Source organism: Xenorhabdus sp. SGI 60, from assembly GCF_056632175.1.
Window position 1 is genome coordinate 3,884,852 of sequence record NZ_CP196860.1, and the last position, 19,196, is coordinate 3,904,047.

The window sequence follows — 19,196 nt, forward strand, 5'->3', positions numbered from 1 at the left end:
CTTTTCAAAAGCTGTCTCAAGTAGCTATGATTTTTTCCAAAAAACTTCTTATGCCATCTCGTAATATCACTTCGGTAATGACCTCCTTCTCTTCCTCGGTAAGTAAATTAAATGCACTTACCCAAATGGCTAAAGGATCTTGTTTTTGAACCTGATATTCTGCTGGTGTTTCATGGAGTTCTAAAGCTTCCAACGTTGTTTGAGGAAAACAAGAGTAATGGTATTCAATCGCCCGTCCCTGGACGCCAGCCCGTTTTTGTTTTAACCACTCTTCACGCTTTGCCCTGGCATTAACTCCTTGTGGTGATCTAGGTAACTCACCTACACCGGTCAGCTCCATTGCCGTATACCACTCTTTTTTCATAACGTTTCTCTATTTTTGTAACCAAGTTCAAAAAAGACGTTATTAAGAAAAAATTAGAAACATTTTTAGAAAAAATAATGTTATTTTATTTTCTTAATAACAGGTTCGTGTTCGTTATTAATTTCACATTAACGCTTTAGTTATACCACTAATGTGGCTTCTAATTTAATAGAAAAGGATTAAAAAAATGATTTCTATGAAATCGGATTGGCATCCTGCTGATATTATTGCCGCTTTACGTAAACGAGGAACGACATTAGCTGCCGTTTCTCGTGCGGCGGGATTGAGTTCATCAACTTTGGCGAATACACTTTCTCGCCCATGGCCCAAGGGAGAATGGATAATAGCGAATTATTTAGAACTACATCCGTCTGAAATATGGCCAAGCCGCTATTTCGATCCCCATACAGGAGAACTATTGGAAAGAAAAGTAAGAGAGAAAAAGAATAATTAGCTATCAATATAACTATTGAAAGAAAAACCGCTAGTTATTTCTAACTAGCGGTTTTAGTTATTTAATATATTTAACTTAATTCGTATATTAATAAATTATTAATAAATGAATTATTCGTTAATAAATCTTTCGCCCAACTCAATGTCTTTTTTCAAAACATCCAGCATGTTATCCAGTGACTTCTGTTCAAAATCACTTAATTTGCCAATATCTAAACGTTCTTCGATACCATTTTTACCTAAGCGAACAGGCTGCGCAAAGAAACGGGCATATTTGCCATCACCTTCAACATAGCTGCACTCAACAACATTGCTTTCGCCTTGCAAGCCACGGATCAGCGACAGCCCCAAACGAGCCGCTGCTTGTCCCATAGACAGAGTTGCAGAGCCGCCACCCGCTTTCGCTTCAACAACCTCAGTACCCGCATTCTGGATACGCTGGGTCAATGCCTCAACTTCTTCATCAGTGAAGCTAACACCTGGAATTTGCGACAAAAGAGGCAGGATGGTCACACCAGAGTGCCCACCAATAACAGGAACTTCTATCTCTTCTACTTTCTTGTCTTTTAGTTCAGCAACAAAGGTGTTGGAACGAATGATATCCAGGGTTGTGACACCAAACAGGCGGTTTTTATCGTACACACCTTCTTTTTTCAGTACCTCAGCGGCGATCGCAACAGTGGTATTGACTGGGTTGGTAATAATTCCAATTAATGCTTTTGGACAAGTTTTAGCAACCTGCTGAACCAGATTACGAATGATTCCTGCATTGATATTGAACAAATCGGAACGATCCATACCAGGTTTACGCGCCACACCCGCAGAAATTAATACGACATCTGCACCTGCCAGTGCAGGAGTTGCATCTTCACCAGCAAAACCAGTGACTTTGACTTCCGTTGGGATATGGCTCAGATCGGTTGCCACGCCTGGAGTCACCGGAGCAATGTCATACAAGGAAAGTTCTGAACCTGAAGGAAGCTGGGTCTTGAGTAGAAGGGCTAGTGCCTGACCAATACCACCGGCTGCACCGAGAACTGCAACTTTCATCCTGATACTCCTTAAATTAAGTACTGTAAACACTATGTAATAAAAACACTATGTATTAGAAACACTATGTATTAAAAACAATTTGCATTAAAAACAATTTGTTAACAGCCAGATTATCCACTTAATAGCCTGATGGTGGAACACCAAAGTCGTTTTATTCTAAACAAAATGCTTATCTGTTAATGAGATAATGGACACTTTTTTAAGAATTATTTCAAGCGAACGCTTCAACAATTAGCTTATTACCTTACTCTTCCCTTTCATACCAAACAATCCCATTTAATTAACAATACATTTACTATGCTTAATTCACTATTCTCTGTATATTGGTTTTTTCTTCTCTTTCTTGCATAAAAATTCACTCTTTCGCATAATGTCCGCCTGATAACGGATTCAACGATGGTGAAATATGCGTGTTCCTTCGAAACAGGAAGATTTGGTAAAAGCTTTCAAGGCATTATTGAAAGAAGAAAAATTCAGCTCTCAAGGTGAAATTGTTTCAGCACTTCAAGAGCAGGGATTTGAAAATATCAACCAATCTAAAGTTTCCAGAATGCTGACGAAATTTGGTGCTGTCCGAACCCGTAATGCAAAGATGGAAATGGTTTATTGCTTACCCGCAGAATTGGGCGTTCCCACTGCCACCAGTCCATTAAAAAATCTGGTATTAGATGTCGATTATAATCACAGTATTGTCGTCATACGCACCAGCCCTGGCGCAGCACAGTTAATTGCCCGCCTGTTAGATTCATTGGGGAAAGCAGAAGGGATCCTTGGCAGCATTGCAGGGGATGACACTATTTTTTCCACTCCAGCGCAAAACTTTACGACAAAACAACTTTACGAAGCAATTCTCCACCTGTTTGAACAGGAACTTTAATTTATTCAGGTCTGCCGTATACCAATCTAATCAAAATATGCGTATGGCAGACCGAAATACAAGAAAATATTAACTAATATGCGCTGGATTTTTGCGTCAATGCAGCCAGTAGTTTTTCGTGAATACCGCCAAATCCACCATTACTCATCACCAGAATATGGTCACCGGGCTGTGCCGTTTCTACAATCATTTTCACCAAAGTATCAATATCAGCACTCCAACGCGTGGGTTGAATACACTGTTCAGCAATTTCAATAACCTGCCACGGAATATTGGTGGGTTGATAGAGAAAAACTTCATCAGCACGCCCCAAAGAAGGGGCAATATCATTTTTGCTCATGCCCATTTTCAGGGTATTCGAACGCGGTTCCAGCACGGCAAGAATACGAGCCATGCCGCCCACTTTACTTCTCAACGCCTCCAGTGTGGCTAAGATAGCGGTTGGATGATGAGCAAAATCATCATACACCGAGATGCCATTGACTTCGCCGCGTAATTCAAGGCGACGACGGGCATTAATAAATTGGCCTAGTGCCTGACAGGCATCCGCAGGTTGCACGCCCACATGATGGGCTGCCGCAATTGCGATCAAACCATTATGCATATTGTGTTCACCGACTAATGACCACATCACTTCCCCAACCCGCTCCCCCCGATGGAATACCTGATAGTGACTGCTATCCTGACTGGCTTTCTTCGCCTGCCAATGACCGCTTGCTCCTATCTGTTCCAATTCACTCCAACATCCCATTGAGAGTACTTGCTTCAAATTAATATCATTATCAGGAACAATGATCTTGCCGGTACTCGGCACAACTCTGACGAGATGGTGGAATTGTTTTTGAATCGCGCCCAAATTTTCGAAAATGTCGGCATGATCAAACTCAAGATTATTCATGATCAATGTACGGGGGCTGTAGTGGACAAATTTCGAACGCTTGTCAAAGAAAGCGCAGTCATATTCATCCGCCTCAATCACAAAAAATGGGCTTTCACCAATGTGTGCTGAAACGTCAAAATTCCCTGGCACGCCACCGATCAGGAACCCGGGTTTATAGCCACACTCTTCCAATATCCAGGCCACCATACCCGCCGTTGTTGTTTTGCCATGGGTGCCCGCAACAGCCAATACCCAACGCTCTGGCAATATATGATCATGCAGCCACTGCGGACCAGAAGTGTAAGGAATGCCACGATCTAACACAGCTTCTACGCAGGGATTGCCACGTGTCATAGCATTACCAATGATCACCACATCTGGAGCAGGATCGAGCTGGGCCGGATCGTAACCCTGGATCAACTCAATGCCTTGTTTTTCCAGCAACGTGCTCATTGGGGGATAGACATTAGCATCAGAGCCAGTCACTTCATGCCCCTGTGCGCGAGCGAGGATCGCCAGCCCACCCATGAAAGTACCGCAAATGCCAAGAATATGAATACGCATTTATTTCTACCTGATTCATGAACTGTATTACTATTCTAACTACCAAATCAGAGATTAAAAATGCAATAACCTATGAATCATCAGATTCTTTAGCTAAACTGCCCGCGCCTAAGTGCGGCACATAAGTGCGACACATCAGTGAAGCACGCTTCCGAAAACCACAACCAAATTCAAGGCCTTTGTCATGAAAACATTGGGCGAATTCATCGTCGAAAAGCAGCAAGATTTTCCGCATGCTACAGGTGAACTGACTGCACTGCTGTCTGCCATCAAGTTAGGCGCCAAAATTATCCATAGGGATATCAATAAAGCCGGTCTGGTGGATATTTTAGGCTCAAGTGGCGTATCTAATGTGCAGGGTGAAGTTCAGATGAAGCTGGACTTATATGCCAATGAAAAACTCAAGGCAGCACTGAAAGCACGCGGCGAAGTAGCAGGCATTGCTTCCGAAGAGGAAGACGACATCGTTATTTTTGATGGCGACCGGGCAGAAAATGCAAAATATGTTGTTTTGATGGATCCATTGGATGGTTCTTCGAATATTGATGTAAACGTTTCCGTCGGGACTATTTTCTCAATTTACCATCGAGTTACTCCGATCGGTCAGCCTGTAACCGAAGAAGACTTCCTGCAACCGGGGAATCGTCAGGTGGCAGCAGGTTATGTGGTTTATGGCTCATCCACTATGCTGGTTTACACGACAGGCTGTGGTGTTCATACTTTTACTTATGATCCTTCCCTTGGGGTATTTTGTCTGACCCATGAGAAAGTCCAATTCCCGAAAAAGGGTAATATGTACTCTATCAACGAAGGGAACTACATTAAGTTCCCAATGGGGGTGAAAAAATACATCAAATATTGTCAGGAACAAGACGAAGCAACCCAACGTCCATACACTACCCGCTATATCGGTTCTCTGGTTGCTGATTTCCATCGCAATCTGTTAAAAGGCGGGATCTATATCTATCCAAGTACAGCAAGCCACCCAACGGGCAAACTCCGCTTACTTTATGAATGCAACCCCATCGCATTCCTTGCTGAACAAGCCGGTGGCAAAGCCAGCGATGGGGCAAACCGTATTCTGGATATCGTGCCAAATAAGCTGCACCAACGCGTACCTTTTTTTGTCGGCACCAAGTCTATGGTAGAAAAAGCCGAAAGTTTTATGGCGGAATTTCCTGATCAATAAACAGTATGATTAAACCATAATTTAAAGAGGTGGGTTTCCACCTCTTGTTCCATTTATTTTCCAAACCTCAATTTTTTCTATTTCAATGACGCTCACCTTGCAACCAATTAATCATATATTCCTCTTGATACGCCATAGTCATTCCTGAAAAAATACCTCTTTTACATCAAAAATAAAACCTAATTTTAGCGGAAATAAAGCGATAGCTTTTTATTATCTGCTGATAATAATTTTTCATTACGCATAACAACAAAAGATTTCCTAATGTATGTAGGTATGGGAAATATTATCTTTTTTATATTAATGAGATAGCTATCCCCAATAAAATTAAAGTTTGGAACATCAAAGATGTAATGCTAAAGCGCTGGCGACAGCCCATATTTTATGAGGAATTCATATATGGACTCGTATATAAATCATAAAGTTTTTCGGCTTTCTATTCTCATGTACTCGCTTTTTTTGCCCTTTACTCCTACGAGTGCGCTGTCAGCGGGTGAAAAAGTTCAAGAGAATAGAATACTTACAAAAACCAGCAGATGAAAATGACGCTAATAAGGCGCGGGATAATCAAGCGGCTATTGATCAGAAAGTGGGTGCCATCACACAAAGCATCCATAAGATAGGTAATATCTTATCTTCTTCCCCATCCCAATTAACCGAGCAGGCAAAATCCTACGCGTTGGGGAAAATCAATGGTGCGATAAACACGGAAGCTCAAAAATGGTTGACCCGATTTGGTGCCGGCAGGATTAATTTTTCCGTCGATAAAAAAGGGAAACTGGATGCCAGCTCTCTGGATCTACTAGTACCTATCTATGATAACAAAGCAGATTGGCTATTTTTTTCACAGTTAGGTTATCGCCGTCACGACAGCCGTAATACCCTGAACCTCGGCTTTGGTGGACGTTATTTCACACCTAATTGGATGTATGGTTTAAATACCTTCTTTGACAAAGATTTCACAAGACAACATCAACGGCTGGGTGTTGGAGCCGAAATCTGGACGGATTATGTTAAATTGTCTGCCAACACTTATTGGCGCTTGAGCAAATGGCGTATATCACCCAACGAGCTGGATTATGAAGAACGACCAGCCAACGGCTACGATATCAATGGTGAATTTTTCTTACCCGCTTATCCAAACCTGGGGGGTAAGCTGAGTTATGAACAGTACTTTGGCGATAACGTTGCCCTGTTCAACCGGGAAACCAAACAAAAGAATCCTAACCTTGCCCGAGTTGGCCTGAATTATACCCCTGTTCCGTTGATCGCGATGGGTGTGGATTATAAGTTCGGAAGCAGTGGACACAGCGAAACTCTCTTCCAGGCCAATCTGAATTATCGTTTCGGGATCCCTTTTGGCGATCAGATTTCACCGCGTAGTGTTGCTGCTATACGGACACTGGACGGAAGCCGTTATGAACTCGTAGAAAGAAACAATCATATCGTGTTGGACTACAAGAAAAAACCAGAGTTCAATCTCGCCCTGCCAAATACGTTAAGCGGATACAGTTCCCAGCATGTTCAAATTACCCCTAACATTACTGCTGAACACCGCCTGAAAAAGATATCATGGCAGACTAATGAAGAGTTCCGTAAAAACGGCGGCGCTATCATACCCCATGGCTCGGCTGTTGAACTGGACCTGCCAAAATATTCTGTCAAGGGGATAAACAACTATACCCTGTCTGCTATTTCTGAAATCACAGGTAGCAATAAGCCCATGACAACTCACATGAATGTGGTTGTTGAACCTTTTGCCATTAAAGACCAAAGCATCAAGCCCAGTGGAACAGGCCCTGTTATTCCCAATGGCAAACCCGCTTATGATCTGGCAGCAACAATCACCTATGGTAATAAAAATAACCCGCCAATTAAAAACGAGGTAATACCAAACGTAAAATGGAGCATTGAACCAGAAGATAAACATGCAACACTGAACTGGGAGTCAGCAGGAACGACCAATGATAATGGTCAGTTAACTGCAACGTTGAGCAGTACTCAGCCGCTTGATCCGAAGACAAAGATTTATCTGTCAATGGATGCGCAACCCAAACTGGAGATAAAAGGCGACAAGCCGCTGAATTTCACTAATCTTGGCGATGCAATTCAGGCCAAAGACTTTGTCTTTGACCAAAAAACGCCTTATGAGGCAACGGAACAAAAGCCGGTCGTTGTGACTGCGACCGTATTTGATTTAAATGGCAATCCAATCAATAAAAAAATGGAGATGAACTTACAATGGAGTACAGAGCCTTCTGACCTACCGGGATTATCTGTTACGCCCGCACCTGGCTATGAGAACACCTCTGATGAAGATGGTAAAATCAAGGCGATTGTGACCAGTACCCAGAGAGTAAAAAGGGCTAAGGTTGGGGTATTGATTAATGAAAAACATCAAAGCTTCTCTGAACCATTCGATTTTGTCACTCCAGAAAGCCTGAAGTTTGCATTTGATGCAATATCGCAATCCCCTATGAGGCCACTAATAGCCAACGGAAAAGATCGCTATACCTATAAAGTGCGAGCCATCGATACAGAAAGCAAACTTCCTCTGAGGAATCAGTCTCTTGGTAAAATTAAAGTGGAAAAGATGAATGCGGCGTCTAATCTAACTCCTGTTCCAGACGAAGTTAAGATCACGATTCCTACGAATCCAACCACAGATGCTGAAGGTTATCTAACGCTCTATATGACAAGCCTCGTCGGTATAGATGGTATTTATTTCAACCTATTACCGGATACACCCAGTGAAGATGATGCAAATAGCATACAATCCGAACCGGTAAATTTCGATACTGTTCCAATACCTGTGGGAATTCTGATGAGTACCCAAGGCTCACCTAACACTAAATATATTTCTCAACAGGGAAGGCCCTATAATGTGCATAAAGATCTCATCGTTCAATTGACGCAGGATGGAAAAACGAATTTATTTGATGGCACAGACATTCCCAGATCGAATGGTCGGATTCTGCGGGTCTCGGGATCACCATCAGATCTTCCAATCCTAATTTAGTGAAAGTAGATAGAAATACAGGGAATATCACATTTCTCCTGGATAACTTCTCTATTGAGCAATGGCCGGTAACAGTTACACTAACCAAAACAGTTTCGGATACTGGAATAAAATCTAGTTATTACTATACCTTCAACCCACGAAGATACCTATTAATTCCTGAAACGATCCAACTGTTCCCTTGAACATGGCTACCCAGATATCTGAATGGGAGTACAACTGGTCTCAATCTCAATAACCAGCAAGCGGTGCTCCGACTATGACTGATATGGGAGCCACTCCGCAAACAACTACTCCGACTTCAATTGGTTATGAATATGACAAAGAGCATTTCCCTTATTTCGGATGGAATCTCTTCGCAATAACTCAACAGGGGTTAATATATTGAAAGTGTATGATCCATCCAAAAAAAATACTCAAGTTTTTTATGCATATGACTACATTAAAAGGACAGTCGAACCGGTAAGTCTATATCCTAGCAACAAGCCGTCGTTACTTCTTTGTATAATACGCGTTAATAGTTATGGAGAAGTTTCCCCATATTAAACCACCATTAATATAAAATAAGCGCAGACTCAATGGAGGTTGAGTCTGCGCTTTTTTATTCTGCTTTTAAGCCACCGCCAACAGCCGAAAAACCCGAGGAATTCTGGCCTGTTTTGGCTATAATACCCGGCACCCCATTTTGGTTTAAAATTGAAGGAAACCGTTTTATGAGTCTGAATAATGTACCGGCTGGCAAAGAGCTGCCTGAAGATATTTATGTCATCATTGAGATCCCTGCAAATGCAGACCCCATCAAATATGAAGTAGACAAAGAGTCTGGTGCCCTGTTTGTAGACCGTTTCATGTCAAGTGCGATGTTCTATCCATGTAACTACGGTTATATCAACAATACCCTGTCTCTTGATGGTGATCCGGTTGACGTATTGGTACCGACACCATACCCATTGCAGCCGGGTTCTGTTATCCGCTGTCGTCCGGTTGGCGTCCTGAAAATGACTGACGAATCCGGTGAAGATGCAAAACTGGTAGCTGTTCCTCATACCAAATTGAGTAAAGAATATGATCACATCAAAGATGTGAACGATCTGCCAGAGCTGCTGCGTGCCCAAATCACTCACTTCTTCGAACACTACAAGGATCTGGAAAAAGGCAAATGGGTTAAAGTTGAGGGCTGGGATAATGTTGAAGCTGCTAAGGCTGAGATCCTGTCTTCTTTCGAGCGTGCGGCTAAAAAATAATCCTGACAGGGAATAACAGGTTTTCATCCAAAAACCTCTGCCCCAATCAAGGACAGAGGTTTTTGGTTTGCCTTTCGATTTTCTAATTTCACTCTTTTTCGTGGCGTTTCAGCCAGTCACCGCAGTTTATCCTACACAACCCTTCAACAGACAATTGATAAAGGTAAATCCATGCCTTACCATACGGTGTTTCAATCAGTTCCCTTTGGTACTCCTGAGCGTTTTTTTTCAACTCATCCAATTCTGTCAGGATGGATGGCGTAATACGATAGATTTCACACTCGATTGTTCCTTCTCCACGGATAACCGCCGGATAGTGCCCCAGATCATAAATTTCATAACCTGCTAATCGGTGTTCTCCCAACAATTGGGCATCCGTCATCCAGTGGTGATTGCCTTGTTTTCGCCTCAGGCTACCATAAACAATAACTCGCATCTTTAAAACTCAAACTCATAGAGCAGATCTAAAGCCTGATCAATACCAGATACTGCCTCCAGATACAATCTTGGCATAACACGATAACGTAATGTCAATGTTGCCAAAGAATCAAAAATACCCACACCATACTTCACTTGTAAGTCGTTGGTAATTCTGCCACTGACAACCACCTGGGATTTATCACCCACTCCCTGAGTATCCAGAGCCAAATCAGAGACACCAAAAGTTTCCCCAATCTTACCGACTAATTGACTACTCTGGGCAATCCCTAATCCAATCAGCATAGCCGCCATTTGTGAGTTGTCAGAATCCCCTTTTTCCAACCCTTGACCACGTAACAAATAAGATAAGGCTTCCTGTTGGGATTTTACCGGATCAGAAAAAACTGCTACTTTCGGTTTATCTGCTAATCCGGTGACACGCACACCCGCGATGACTTTGTCGGCTGTCGATTCTGGATTACGGATAGCTTCAATATTCAACAATGGCTGATCTGGCGGGCCAGAGAACATAATGGTTCCCTTACGCACTTGCAAATCTTGTCCATAAGCGTGGAAATTCCCTTCCGGAATATCAATCTGGCCATTCAAGCCTAATCCCTGCTGATCCTGAAGGACTTTCAGGTCGCCTTTAAGCTGCGCCTTCAAACCAAATGCACTCAGGCGCACATCATTACCAATATGAACATTTAAATTACTTTGTATCAAAATAGGTGCTTTTTTCTTCTCAATTGGCTGGAGGTGATTATTCAGCATCACTTCATCAGCAGAAACACCTACCGCTGATTCCGGTAACTCCTGAACCGTAATACGTGCCCATGGAATATCCACATTACCATCGAGTTTCAACAGGTTTGGTTTTGCCTCCAGCACCAAATTTGGACTGACATCCACCTTCACCATCGGCGGAACCGTGACACGTAACTGGTCACCCTTGGCTGTCACTCTGGCATACCAGGCATTCAGGTTGCGCCAATCAGCGTAACCATCCAGGTTTAGTTGCCCCTTGGGCGTTCTAATCATGCCATGCATATCAGAGCTGGCTCCGGCAAAATGAACGGCTAACTGGCCTTGGGTGATATCGAATGGCAGCCAATGACTGCTCATTTGCAGGGCATCAGTGTTAAGTTGGCCAAATAGCAGCGGATTTTTGGCATGACCACCAATACGTAAATTCGCACTTAATCTCCCCTCCGCTTTTTCGCCTTTACCCAAAATCGGTTTAACCAATCCTAAGGAAAGTGCCTGAATATCGACATTCCCCGCTAATTTTCGGCTGCCTTCTAAATCCGCGATCTGAACATCGCCTTTTAACTGCCCGTTGCCAGCCAATTTGAATAACCATGCCAAATTAACCTTGCCATCTGTCAGCCCTGCATTCAAGGTGAGTGTGTCAAAATTAACCGGTAATGTATTACCTTCCACAACCTGGCGAACTTGTACCCCATTCCCTTGAAGAGCCACTTTTGCCTGGGGCAACCCTTGCTCTGCTGTCCATCTGATCTCAGCATTACCATTGAATACGCCCTTAAGTTGGGTACTTTTATCAAGGAATGGCCGGATCATAGCCAGATCAAAGCGTTCAAGTGTCACTTGAGCATGACCGCTCCTTCCCGCCTCAATGGGTTTTGCAATACAAAGCTGCGCATTGGGATTAAGCCAGCAGTGAGTTCCCACTATGGCCTTTTGTTGCAAGTTAAAATAATCAATGGCTATCGCTTTGCTTAAACGCCATTCACCGACAGGCGTATTAAAATCAGTATGGTTGATACTGCCTTGCCAGTGTTCCTTTTGACGATCAAAGCTGCCATTAAGTGCCAATTGGCCTGATACCGGTGTTCCTTCGATTTTCAGTTGTAAATCATGCTTCTTTTCTGTGCCTTTCGCGTTGAATGTCAAGTTCTTGATGGTTAAATCTGCCTGCTGCAATTGCCGCACAACAACCGATAACTGCCCCTGGAGCTGTTCAGCCGAACGTACATCACCTTTGATCGTGGCGCTATCCACCCTTAACTCATTCTGCCAACTCAACCCACGTGCATTCAAATCCGCCATGATTTGTGGGGCCTGCATATTGCCGCGCAATTTGACTTCACCCGTAATAAAGCCAGACAAACCCGGCAGTAAACCAGTTAGTTGCGGTGCATTAATTTCACCATCCAGTTTCCACGCCTGATCCGTAAGTTGCCCCTGTATATTCAGCGTATTATGCCCAACAGCAAGATCGAGTTGGGGAATATCCCACTGGCCTGCTGCGTTACCCGATGCCTTGCCACGGGCTTTGATGACATTCTGCTTCACATGACCATCAAGGGCAATTTCAGGGATCTGGAGCTGCCAGCTTCCGCCATACAGGCTGCCACGCACGGCTAGGTTACCGTCTAGCTTGGCGGGCCATTCCGGCCACTGTTTGGCCGTATTAATACCATCCAAAATTAATTTTGCATTCCAGCTAATGGCTTTACTCCAATCAACCACACCGACAATATCGGCTTTACCCTGCAAGGCCGCTAAACGCAGGCGTGTTAACCTCAGTAATTCTTCATTGCCTTTTGCATCCAACATTAACGATGCCGGCGGAAGATCATTGCCCTTAATATCCAAACGGAGGGAAAGATCGTAGTGACTGGCTTGACCATTCAGGCGCAATTTGACGCCATCAAGTTGATATTCTGGCTTGCCTTGCAGCGGCCATTGCAATTGCTGGCTTTTCAATGTCAGACGTACAGGTAAACCTGCTTGTGCCAATTCAGTCTGGGCGGCCAAACTGGCGGCAACAGGACCTGAAAGGTGCAATGCGAGATCAAGCTGCTGTAACAACGCACCTTTTAGCGTTAAATCAATCTGTTGCCCTGTTAAATCATCCAGATTGATATGATTTAAATTATCGACCTTACCCTTAACCACCAGATTCACTGGCCATTGTTCAGCCAGTTTTGCCGTCCCACGTATCGCCAGGGAGCCTTCCGGTGCCTGTGCGCTTAACGTTTTTATCTCGACTGCCTGCCCCTGATTACTGGCCTGTAGCCACAAATCGTTAATCTTGATATCGGTATCACCGGTTAAATGAAGTTGACTGCCGTGGATGCCTTCCAGCGTGATATCAAGAGGAATGGGAATATTGGGCAACTCCGCTAACAAGGGTTGGGCAAACAGCGCTTTCAACGTTTCACCCAAAGATTTTTCCGGTTCGGCTTGCTGCTCAATTTTTTGTGCCATACCGATTTTTTCAGGTGTGCTTTTTGGCAATGTCACCCGCAATTTATTAATTTCCGTCGGTTTTAATATCAGCCGTTTTTCCTGCCACTGAGCTGCCGTTTTAAACTCACCCAATGCAATGGCAATACCATCCACCTGCACATGAATATTTTTCAAGGAAAGCAAATCCAGTGAGATAGGATACGGTGTTTGCAATTCAGTCAATGGTTCCGATTCAGTCGCAGGCGCCGATGGAGGAAGTTCAGTGGTATTCACCGAAACAGTGACACCTTCAGTAGTCAAGGCATTGACACACACCTGGCTATGTTTCAGGCAGGAGAGCCGGATAGCGAGGTGCAAATTATCCGCATTAACGTTAACACCTGGCATCTGATAGTTGACGCCTTTTAACGTTAAATCGCGCCAAGTTCCGCTGACACTCGCAATATCCAATCCGGGAACCCAACGTGCCGCACTGTTGATCACAAAATGCAAGCCAGTTTGCGTGCCAACCAGTCCGGCAACTGCCACCAATAACAGGCCAACAATCAGCAGGAAAGCAATACTCACCCTTTTTGCCCACTTCATAGTTCGGCCCCTAAACCAATATAAAATTCAACATTATGACTATCTGGATCTCCGATTGGCGTTGCTAAATCAAATTTTATCGGTCCAATCGGTGATGCCCAACGCACACCAGTTCCCGCACCGGTTTTAAAATTATTCTTTCTGATGTCATCCACCGCTTCACCGGAATCGACAAACAATGCACTCCACCAATTACCATAAATATTGTATTGATACTCCAACGAGCCAACCGCCAACTTTGATGCACCGACTAATTTACCTGCACTATCTTTCGGTGAGATTTTCTGGTACTTATAGCCACGAATACTGCGATCCCCCCCGGCAAAGAAACGCAGATCCGGAGGCACTTTGTCGAATGCATTGGTCTCTATCCAGCCCAAATCTGCCCGTACCACAAAACGGTGATTCTCCCGATAAGTTCTTACCCAGACGTGATGTGCCTGTAACACCAAAAAATCGACATTGGACTGCCAGGTTGTATCAGAAATATCAATCGAGTAACGCTGGCTATCCCCCCAATAAGGCATCGTGCCGCCACGCTGGCGAATGCGACTAAGACTGAATCCCGGATAAAGCAGCATGGTGGTATTGGTTATTTTAGCCTGGGTAAAGTGGCTCAGGCTCCAGCGCAGATTAACGCTGTACTGCCAACCCGTAAAACGATCCCAATTACGGGAAAGGTTCAAAGTTGCCGTATCCGAAATAGTATCGTTAATATCTTTACGTCGATAACCCGTTTGTAGCTGATAATATTCTTCCAGTGGGTTGACTTTAAGCGGCATTTTGTAGGATGCGTCAATGATTTGATCGCGTGCAGAAAGGTTAAGGCTGGTACTCAAACTGTGTCCACGCGAATTAAGCCACGGTTTTTTCCATTTAGCCTGAACTCGAGGCCCGACATCCGTTCCATAACCGCCCCCCAATTCAACATAGTTGGCAGAACGAGGCACTAAGGACGCATTTAATGGCAATACCTTGTCTTTACTCTCACGCCCTGTTTTAAAATCGGGCACAACAACCGCAGAATTGAACCATCCGGTATCGACCAAACGACGGTTAAATTCGGCTAATTGTTCTGAGGTATAATATTCGCCTGATTTGAAAGGAATAAGGTTATCCAGGTAAGTTTCACGAATTTGCGAGCCGTGAAATGCCACTGGACCAAAACGATAGCGTTGGCCGCTATCGAAATCAAAATTCCAAATAGATTCGTGCAGATCTTTTGCTACCCCCAACTCACTTTTTTTCATTAAGGCATCAAAATAGCCTTTCTTAACCGCCAGATTCGTCAATGAACTTTTAAAATCTTCATATTCACCGTGGTTGAGTATTGTCCCTTCTTTTGGCCTGTTTTTTTTGATCAGGGCGGCATAATCTTTATCTGTTTTAGCGCCTCCCTCCAAAGCAACATTCACTTTAGCGACCCGTACAGGTTCACCAAGCGTAACCTTTGCAGTTAAAACAGGACGGGCGGGAGGAATATTCTCTTGATAGGTAAATTCGACAATGGGAGCATAATATCCCAATGGACGAAGCCCTTGTCGTATCGCTTTCTCCACACGAGCACGAAAACGTCCATCAGGAGCAACTTCATCGGTACTGATATTTGAAAGTTGCACTCTGGCATTTTTTTCTAATTCGCCAGAAAGACCCTCCAGTTTCAATCGTAAATTTGCGCTATAAGCTGATGGAGTGACGATAGAGAAAAAAAGCGCACATATGAGGGGATATCGTGACACTCGAACTCCTAATATTTATCTATCTGTTGAATAAAATTCAACAACATAAAAATGCCGCAATGAATTAATTCTGGTAAAGTTTTAACAATATACAAGCAACATATAATCATAAAACTTGTGGATATAGAGGAGAGAATTTTGCCAAATTCAACCAATGAAAAACAACATGTTTCTGCACCAGATGCCATACCGGGTAGAACCACTCCATTAACCGTATCACCCTACCATGACATTACACAGCATGCGATAGAGAACATTCCTGAAAAGATGGAAATCGCCTATGTAGGCATGGGATGTTTCTGGGGCGTGGAACGCCTTTTCTGGCAACAGGACGGCGTTTACACGACTTCCGCGGGTTACAGCGGCGGCACTACGCCAAACCCAACTTATGAAGAAGTGTGTACTGGTTTAACGGGTCATGCAGAAGTAGTCAGGATCGTATTTGATCCAACCCAAATTACCTATTCTCAATTACTCACCCTGTTCTGGGAAAATCACGATCCTGCCCAGGGTATGCGTCAACATGGTGATATTGGTACTCAATACCGTTCCGTCCTGTACACAATTTCACCACAACAGTATGAACAGGCCATTGCCAGCCGAGAACAATACCAGCAAGCGCTGACGCAAAATAATGATCAACGCACCATCACGACAGAAATTCGTGCAGCGGGGCCATTCTATTTTGCCGAGGATTATCACCAGCAATACCTCCACAAAAACCCCGAGGGATATTGTGGCTTAGGAGGGACGGGGATCTGCTTCCCGCCCACACTCAGAAACTAGCTGAATACCATCAAAAAACGGCCGCAAGGCCGTTTATTATACTAATGTTATATATCGTATTGATTTTATTACATTACTATTAATCGATGAGCAATTACAAACAATCACCCTATTTCAGTCTGTAAACGCAATACTTGCTGATTAACTTCACTCATCACATGGAAATGGCGTTTATCTTTGATTTTCGGGGGTAAAATCTTTCCATAATTGAATTCAAAAGCGCCCATGTCCTTAATGTATAACCGCCCACGAAATAGGGTTTTTACGTAGAGAGCAATTTTCATTGGGTTATAATGGCGAAAGATTTTCATCTCTGTTTTTTCCTCCCATGCTTCTTACGGTACTATTGCTACGGCATCACATCTAATGACTACATAAATACATCGTTGTTATGCCAACTGTATAGACTACGTATATGGAAATTTGTTCCCCTCAATATTAAGATTCAATCACTATTTTGATATAATATAATGATATTATTGAGTATTATATTTCATCATAATCTTGTTTACTTATACATTATTCTAAATGTTATCAAATTGTTTGTTTTATTGAGGACAGACCAGTTAACAAGCGCTATGCTGAATATGTCATTCCCTGATAACATGCCACACCATGATGAATAAGGAATAAATATGTTAAAAAACAATATCTTAATAAAAATCGCGTTAGCTGCAATATTGAGTATAACGTCAATATTTGCGTTCGCCCATAACATCACCTTAGAGCAACCTGTTCCCGCTGTCAGTGTGACGGATAAGGGCGAGTTGTTGCTAAACGAGGGTAAGTTCAACTACCAAAATTGGAGCAGTATTGAACTTCTGGGAAAAGTCAGGACGATCCAGCATATTGCCGGTCGTAGTTCTGCAAAAGAGATGAATGATCCCTTGATTCAAGCATTGAAGGATGCTGATTTGCCCAAGGATAAATATCAAACCACCAGCATCGTGAATACCGATGATGCTATTTTTGGCACTGGTGTTTTTGTTCGCAATAGTATCGAAGACAGCAAAAAACAGTTCCCGTGGTCACAATTCATTGTCGATAGTAACGGGCTGGTTAAAAAGGCTTGGGGGCTAGAACCCGACAGTTCGGCAATCATTGTGCTGGATAAAAACGGTAAGGTGAAATTTGTCAAAGATGGCAAGTTAAGTAACGAAGACATTACGCACGTTATCAGCCTAATTAAAGAAGAATTGGAAAAATAGCCTATTGCCCATGGGGATGGGTAATTTACCATTATAAATTGTTTTTATTAAATAAATTTAAGATAAATTATCTGTTATATCCCCATATATTTTTGTCACCCTCCCCTCTGCCTCCGGGCAAGGGGATTGGGAACCATCAAAGATAGTGCATTCTGCCTTGGTCGCCGAGATGAATCTTAAAATTCATAGCTAATTAACTATTATTACTTTTCTTACTAAAATAACTATTGAAGTAATTATATTTTGGTACTATTTTCGTAGGAGGTATTATTTTCTATACCTAACAAAGACATGAATGTTTACTTATTTATCAAGCAAAACATAAATTGCCTTTAATATCAGTAAAATGAATTAACCTCATCACTATTATAGAGAAAAATTTTCGCAATAATTGAGGGTCAAGAAAATGAAAAAGCATATCTCTCTCGCATTATGTGCGGCTTATTTTGTCTTTGTTCCTATTCAAGCAAGTGCTTTTGTCTGTAGCCCTTACCAATCAGATCAAGAGTATCTTGCTTGTGTATTAAATTGCGCCCAATAATGGTGGGTTCCTACGCTTATGTGTATTTGACTCTGAAAATTATCTTGGATAACTTAAGGTTATGTAGGCGACTTCGATAATGCGCAAATCTGCACGAGGTCGCCTCATTAGGCATACAATCGATAAAATAAACACTAATACAAACTTTAAAATGGCTCCCTCATAGGGCCATGATCAGCTCAGTATTAAAAAACTCTGACTCTGAACCCTGGGTTCAGGAAAGATTCACGTGGCGTATAATTGAGGTTTTTCCCTTCCCAGTCCGTCACATGTGCCCCAGCAGCAATAGCAATGGCATGACCAGCACCCGTATCCCAGATATTAGTCGGCCCAAAGCGTGGATAAAGTTGAGCTTTTCCCTCTGCAACCATACAAAACTTAAGTGAAGATCCTACCTCAAGTGTATCGTGTACCCCTAGCTGGGAAAGATAGTCTTGCAATTCCTCATCGTCCTTGTGAGAACGACTGACTACCACAACGGGAGGCTTCGCCGGCATAACTTTAATAGGAAGCATCTGACCATTGGTCTCTTTCCATGCCTGACGCCCTTGCCCTAAATATAAGACATTCTGTACCGGGACATAGACAACCCCCATCACAGGTACACCATTTTCTACCAATGCGATATTGACGGTAAATTCACCATTGCGGCGAATAAATTCTTTCGTGCCATCCAATGGATCAACCAGCCAATAGCGCTGCCAATTTTTCCACTCTTCCCATGCAGGTGGATCTTCTTCTGATAACAACGGAATATCCGGTGCAATGCGCAGCAATCCCGCCATAATGATATTATGAGCTGCAATATCCGCAGCAGTAACAGGTGAATCATCCATTTTATGCTTTATTTGCAACGGTTGTTCAGCCTGATAGATTTCCATGATCGCCGCGCCTGCTTCTCGTGCCAATTGGCAGATCTGTTTTAGCATCATACACCTCTGCGTTTGTTGTTTGGCTATACTACTTGAAGCACCATTTTTAACGCATTTTTTACCGGAATGGCGAATATTTTATTCACCCATCATTCCCAAATACACCTAAAAAATAGCCGGTTA

General features: G+C 43.1%; 15 protein-coding genes. 7 read left to right on the forward strand and 8 right to left on the reverse strand.

All coding sequences use genetic code 11. The annotated features are described in order from the left end of the window. Window positions 1-16: 16 nt before the first annotated feature. The gene (locus tag ACSJJG_RS18370) at window positions 17-364 is read right to left on the reverse strand and encodes a DNA-binding protein (RefSeq protein ID WP_047766257.1); all 348 of its coding nucleotides are present in this window, start codon (window positions 362-364) and stop codon (window positions 17-19) included. A gap of 187 nt (window positions 365-551) precedes the next feature. On the opposite strand from ACSJJG_RS18370, the gene ACSJJG_RS18375 reads away from it, so the two are divergent. Then, complete coding sequence (locus ACSJJG_RS18375; RefSeq protein ID WP_099132640.1) at window positions 552-818, forward strand: helix-turn-helix domain-containing protein; 267 nt, start codon at window positions 552-554, stop codon at window positions 816-818. A gap of 110 nt (window positions 819-928) precedes the next feature. On the opposite strand, the gene mdh is transcribed toward ACSJJG_RS18375, so the two are convergent. Beyond that, on the reverse strand, window positions 929-1,867 hold the full coding sequence (gene mdh / locus ACSJJG_RS18380) for a malate dehydrogenase (protein WP_481090145.1): 939 nt from the start codon (window positions 1,865-1,867) through the stop codon (window positions 929-931). Window positions 1,868-2,276: 409 nt separating this feature from the next. On the opposite strand from mdh, the gene argR reads away from it, so the two are divergent. Next, the gene (gene argR, locus ACSJJG_RS18385; RefSeq protein WP_047766260.1) at window positions 2,277-2,747 is read left to right on the forward strand and encodes a transcriptional regulator ArgR; all 471 of its coding nucleotides are present in this window, start codon (window positions 2,277-2,279) and stop codon (window positions 2,745-2,747) included. A gap of 73 nt (window positions 2,748-2,820) precedes the next feature. Here argR and mpl read toward each other — a convergent pair whose 3' ends face one another. Then, a complete protein-coding gene (gene mpl / locus ACSJJG_RS18390) occupies window positions 2,821-4,191 on the reverse strand; it encodes a UDP-N-acetylmuramate:L-alanyl-gamma-D-glutamyl-meso-diaminopimelate ligase (RefSeq protein ID WP_481090146.1) in 1,371 nt (456 codons plus the stop codon). 184 nt (window positions 4,192-4,375) lie between these two features. On the opposite strand from mpl, the gene fbp reads away from it, so the two are divergent. From fbp to ppa, 3 genes are all read left to right on the forward strand, one after another. Then, window positions 4,376-5,380, forward strand: coding sequence for a class 1 fructose-bisphosphatase (gene fbp / locus ACSJJG_RS18395; protein WP_481090147.1), 1,005 nt, complete (start codon window positions 4,376-4,378; stop codon window positions 5,378-5,380). A gap of 493 nt (window positions 5,381-5,873) precedes the next feature. Further along, entirely contained in the window at window positions 5,874-8,399 is a 2,526-nt protein-coding gene (locus tag ACSJJG_RS18400; RefSeq protein ID WP_481090148.1) for an inverse autotransporter beta domain-containing protein, read from the forward strand. A gap of 713 nt (window positions 8,400-9,112) precedes the next feature. Then, window positions 9,113-9,643 carry an inorganic diphosphatase gene (gene ppa, locus ACSJJG_RS18405; protein ID WP_285808774.1) on the forward strand — a complete coding sequence of 177 codons (531 nt, stop codon included), beginning with the start codon at window positions 9,113-9,115 and terminating at the stop codon, window positions 9,641-9,643. Window positions 9,644-9,731: 88 nt separating this feature from the next. Here ppa and ACSJJG_RS18410 read toward each other — a convergent pair whose 3' ends face one another. From ACSJJG_RS18410 to tamA, 3 genes are read right to left on the reverse strand one after another with little or no spacing between them, the layout of a single operon-like run. Next, window positions 9,732-10,079 carry a gamma-glutamylcyclotransferase family protein gene (locus tag ACSJJG_RS18410; protein ID WP_481090149.1) on the reverse strand — a complete coding sequence of 116 codons (348 nt, stop codon included), beginning with the start codon at window positions 10,077-10,079 and terminating at the stop codon, window positions 9,732-9,734. Window positions 10,080-10,081: 2 nt separating this feature from the next. Beyond that, a complete protein-coding gene (gene tamB, locus ACSJJG_RS18415; RefSeq protein WP_481090150.1) occupies window positions 10,082-13,867 on the reverse strand; it encodes an autotransporter assembly complex protein TamB in 3,786 nt (1,261 codons plus the stop codon). Next, window positions 13,864-15,606 carry an autotransporter assembly complex protein TamA gene (gene tamA / locus ACSJJG_RS18420; protein ID WP_481090151.1) on the reverse strand — a complete coding sequence of 581 codons (1,743 nt, stop codon included), beginning with the start codon at window positions 15,604-15,606 and terminating at the stop codon, window positions 13,864-13,866. The genes tamB and tamA overlap by 4 nt, the downstream gene beginning before the upstream one ends. 138 nt (window positions 15,607-15,744) lie before the next feature. On the opposite strand from tamA, the gene msrA reads away from it, so the two are divergent. Continuing rightward, entirely contained in the window at window positions 15,745-16,392 is a 648-nt protein-coding gene (gene msrA, locus ACSJJG_RS18425) for a peptide-methionine (S)-S-oxide reductase MsrA (protein ID WP_481090152.1), read from the forward strand. Window positions 16,393-16,496: 104 nt separating this feature from the next. On the opposite strand, the gene ACSJJG_RS18430 is transcribed toward msrA, so the two are convergent. Further along, on the reverse strand, window positions 16,497-16,703 hold the full coding sequence (locus tag ACSJJG_RS18430; RefSeq protein ID WP_481090153.1) for a DUF1107 domain-containing protein: 207 nt from the start codon (window positions 16,701-16,703) through the stop codon (window positions 16,497-16,499). Between the two features lie 324 nt (window positions 16,704-17,027). Between ACSJJG_RS18430 and ACSJJG_RS18435 the strand changes: the two genes are divergently transcribed. Then, on the forward strand, window positions 17,028-17,600 hold the full coding sequence (locus ACSJJG_RS18435; protein WP_481090154.1) for a YtfJ family protein: 573 nt from the start codon (window positions 17,028-17,030) through the stop codon (window positions 17,598-17,600). A 726-nt stretch (window positions 17,601-18,326) separates the two neighbouring features. Here the strand turns inward: ACSJJG_RS18435 and cysQ are convergent. Further along, window positions 18,327-19,070 carry a 3'(2'),5'-bisphosphate nucleotidase CysQ gene (gene cysQ / locus ACSJJG_RS18440; protein WP_481090480.1) on the reverse strand — a complete coding sequence of 248 codons (744 nt, stop codon included), beginning with the start codon at window positions 19,068-19,070 and terminating at the stop codon, window positions 18,327-18,329. Window positions 19,071-19,196 lie beyond the last annotated feature (126 nt).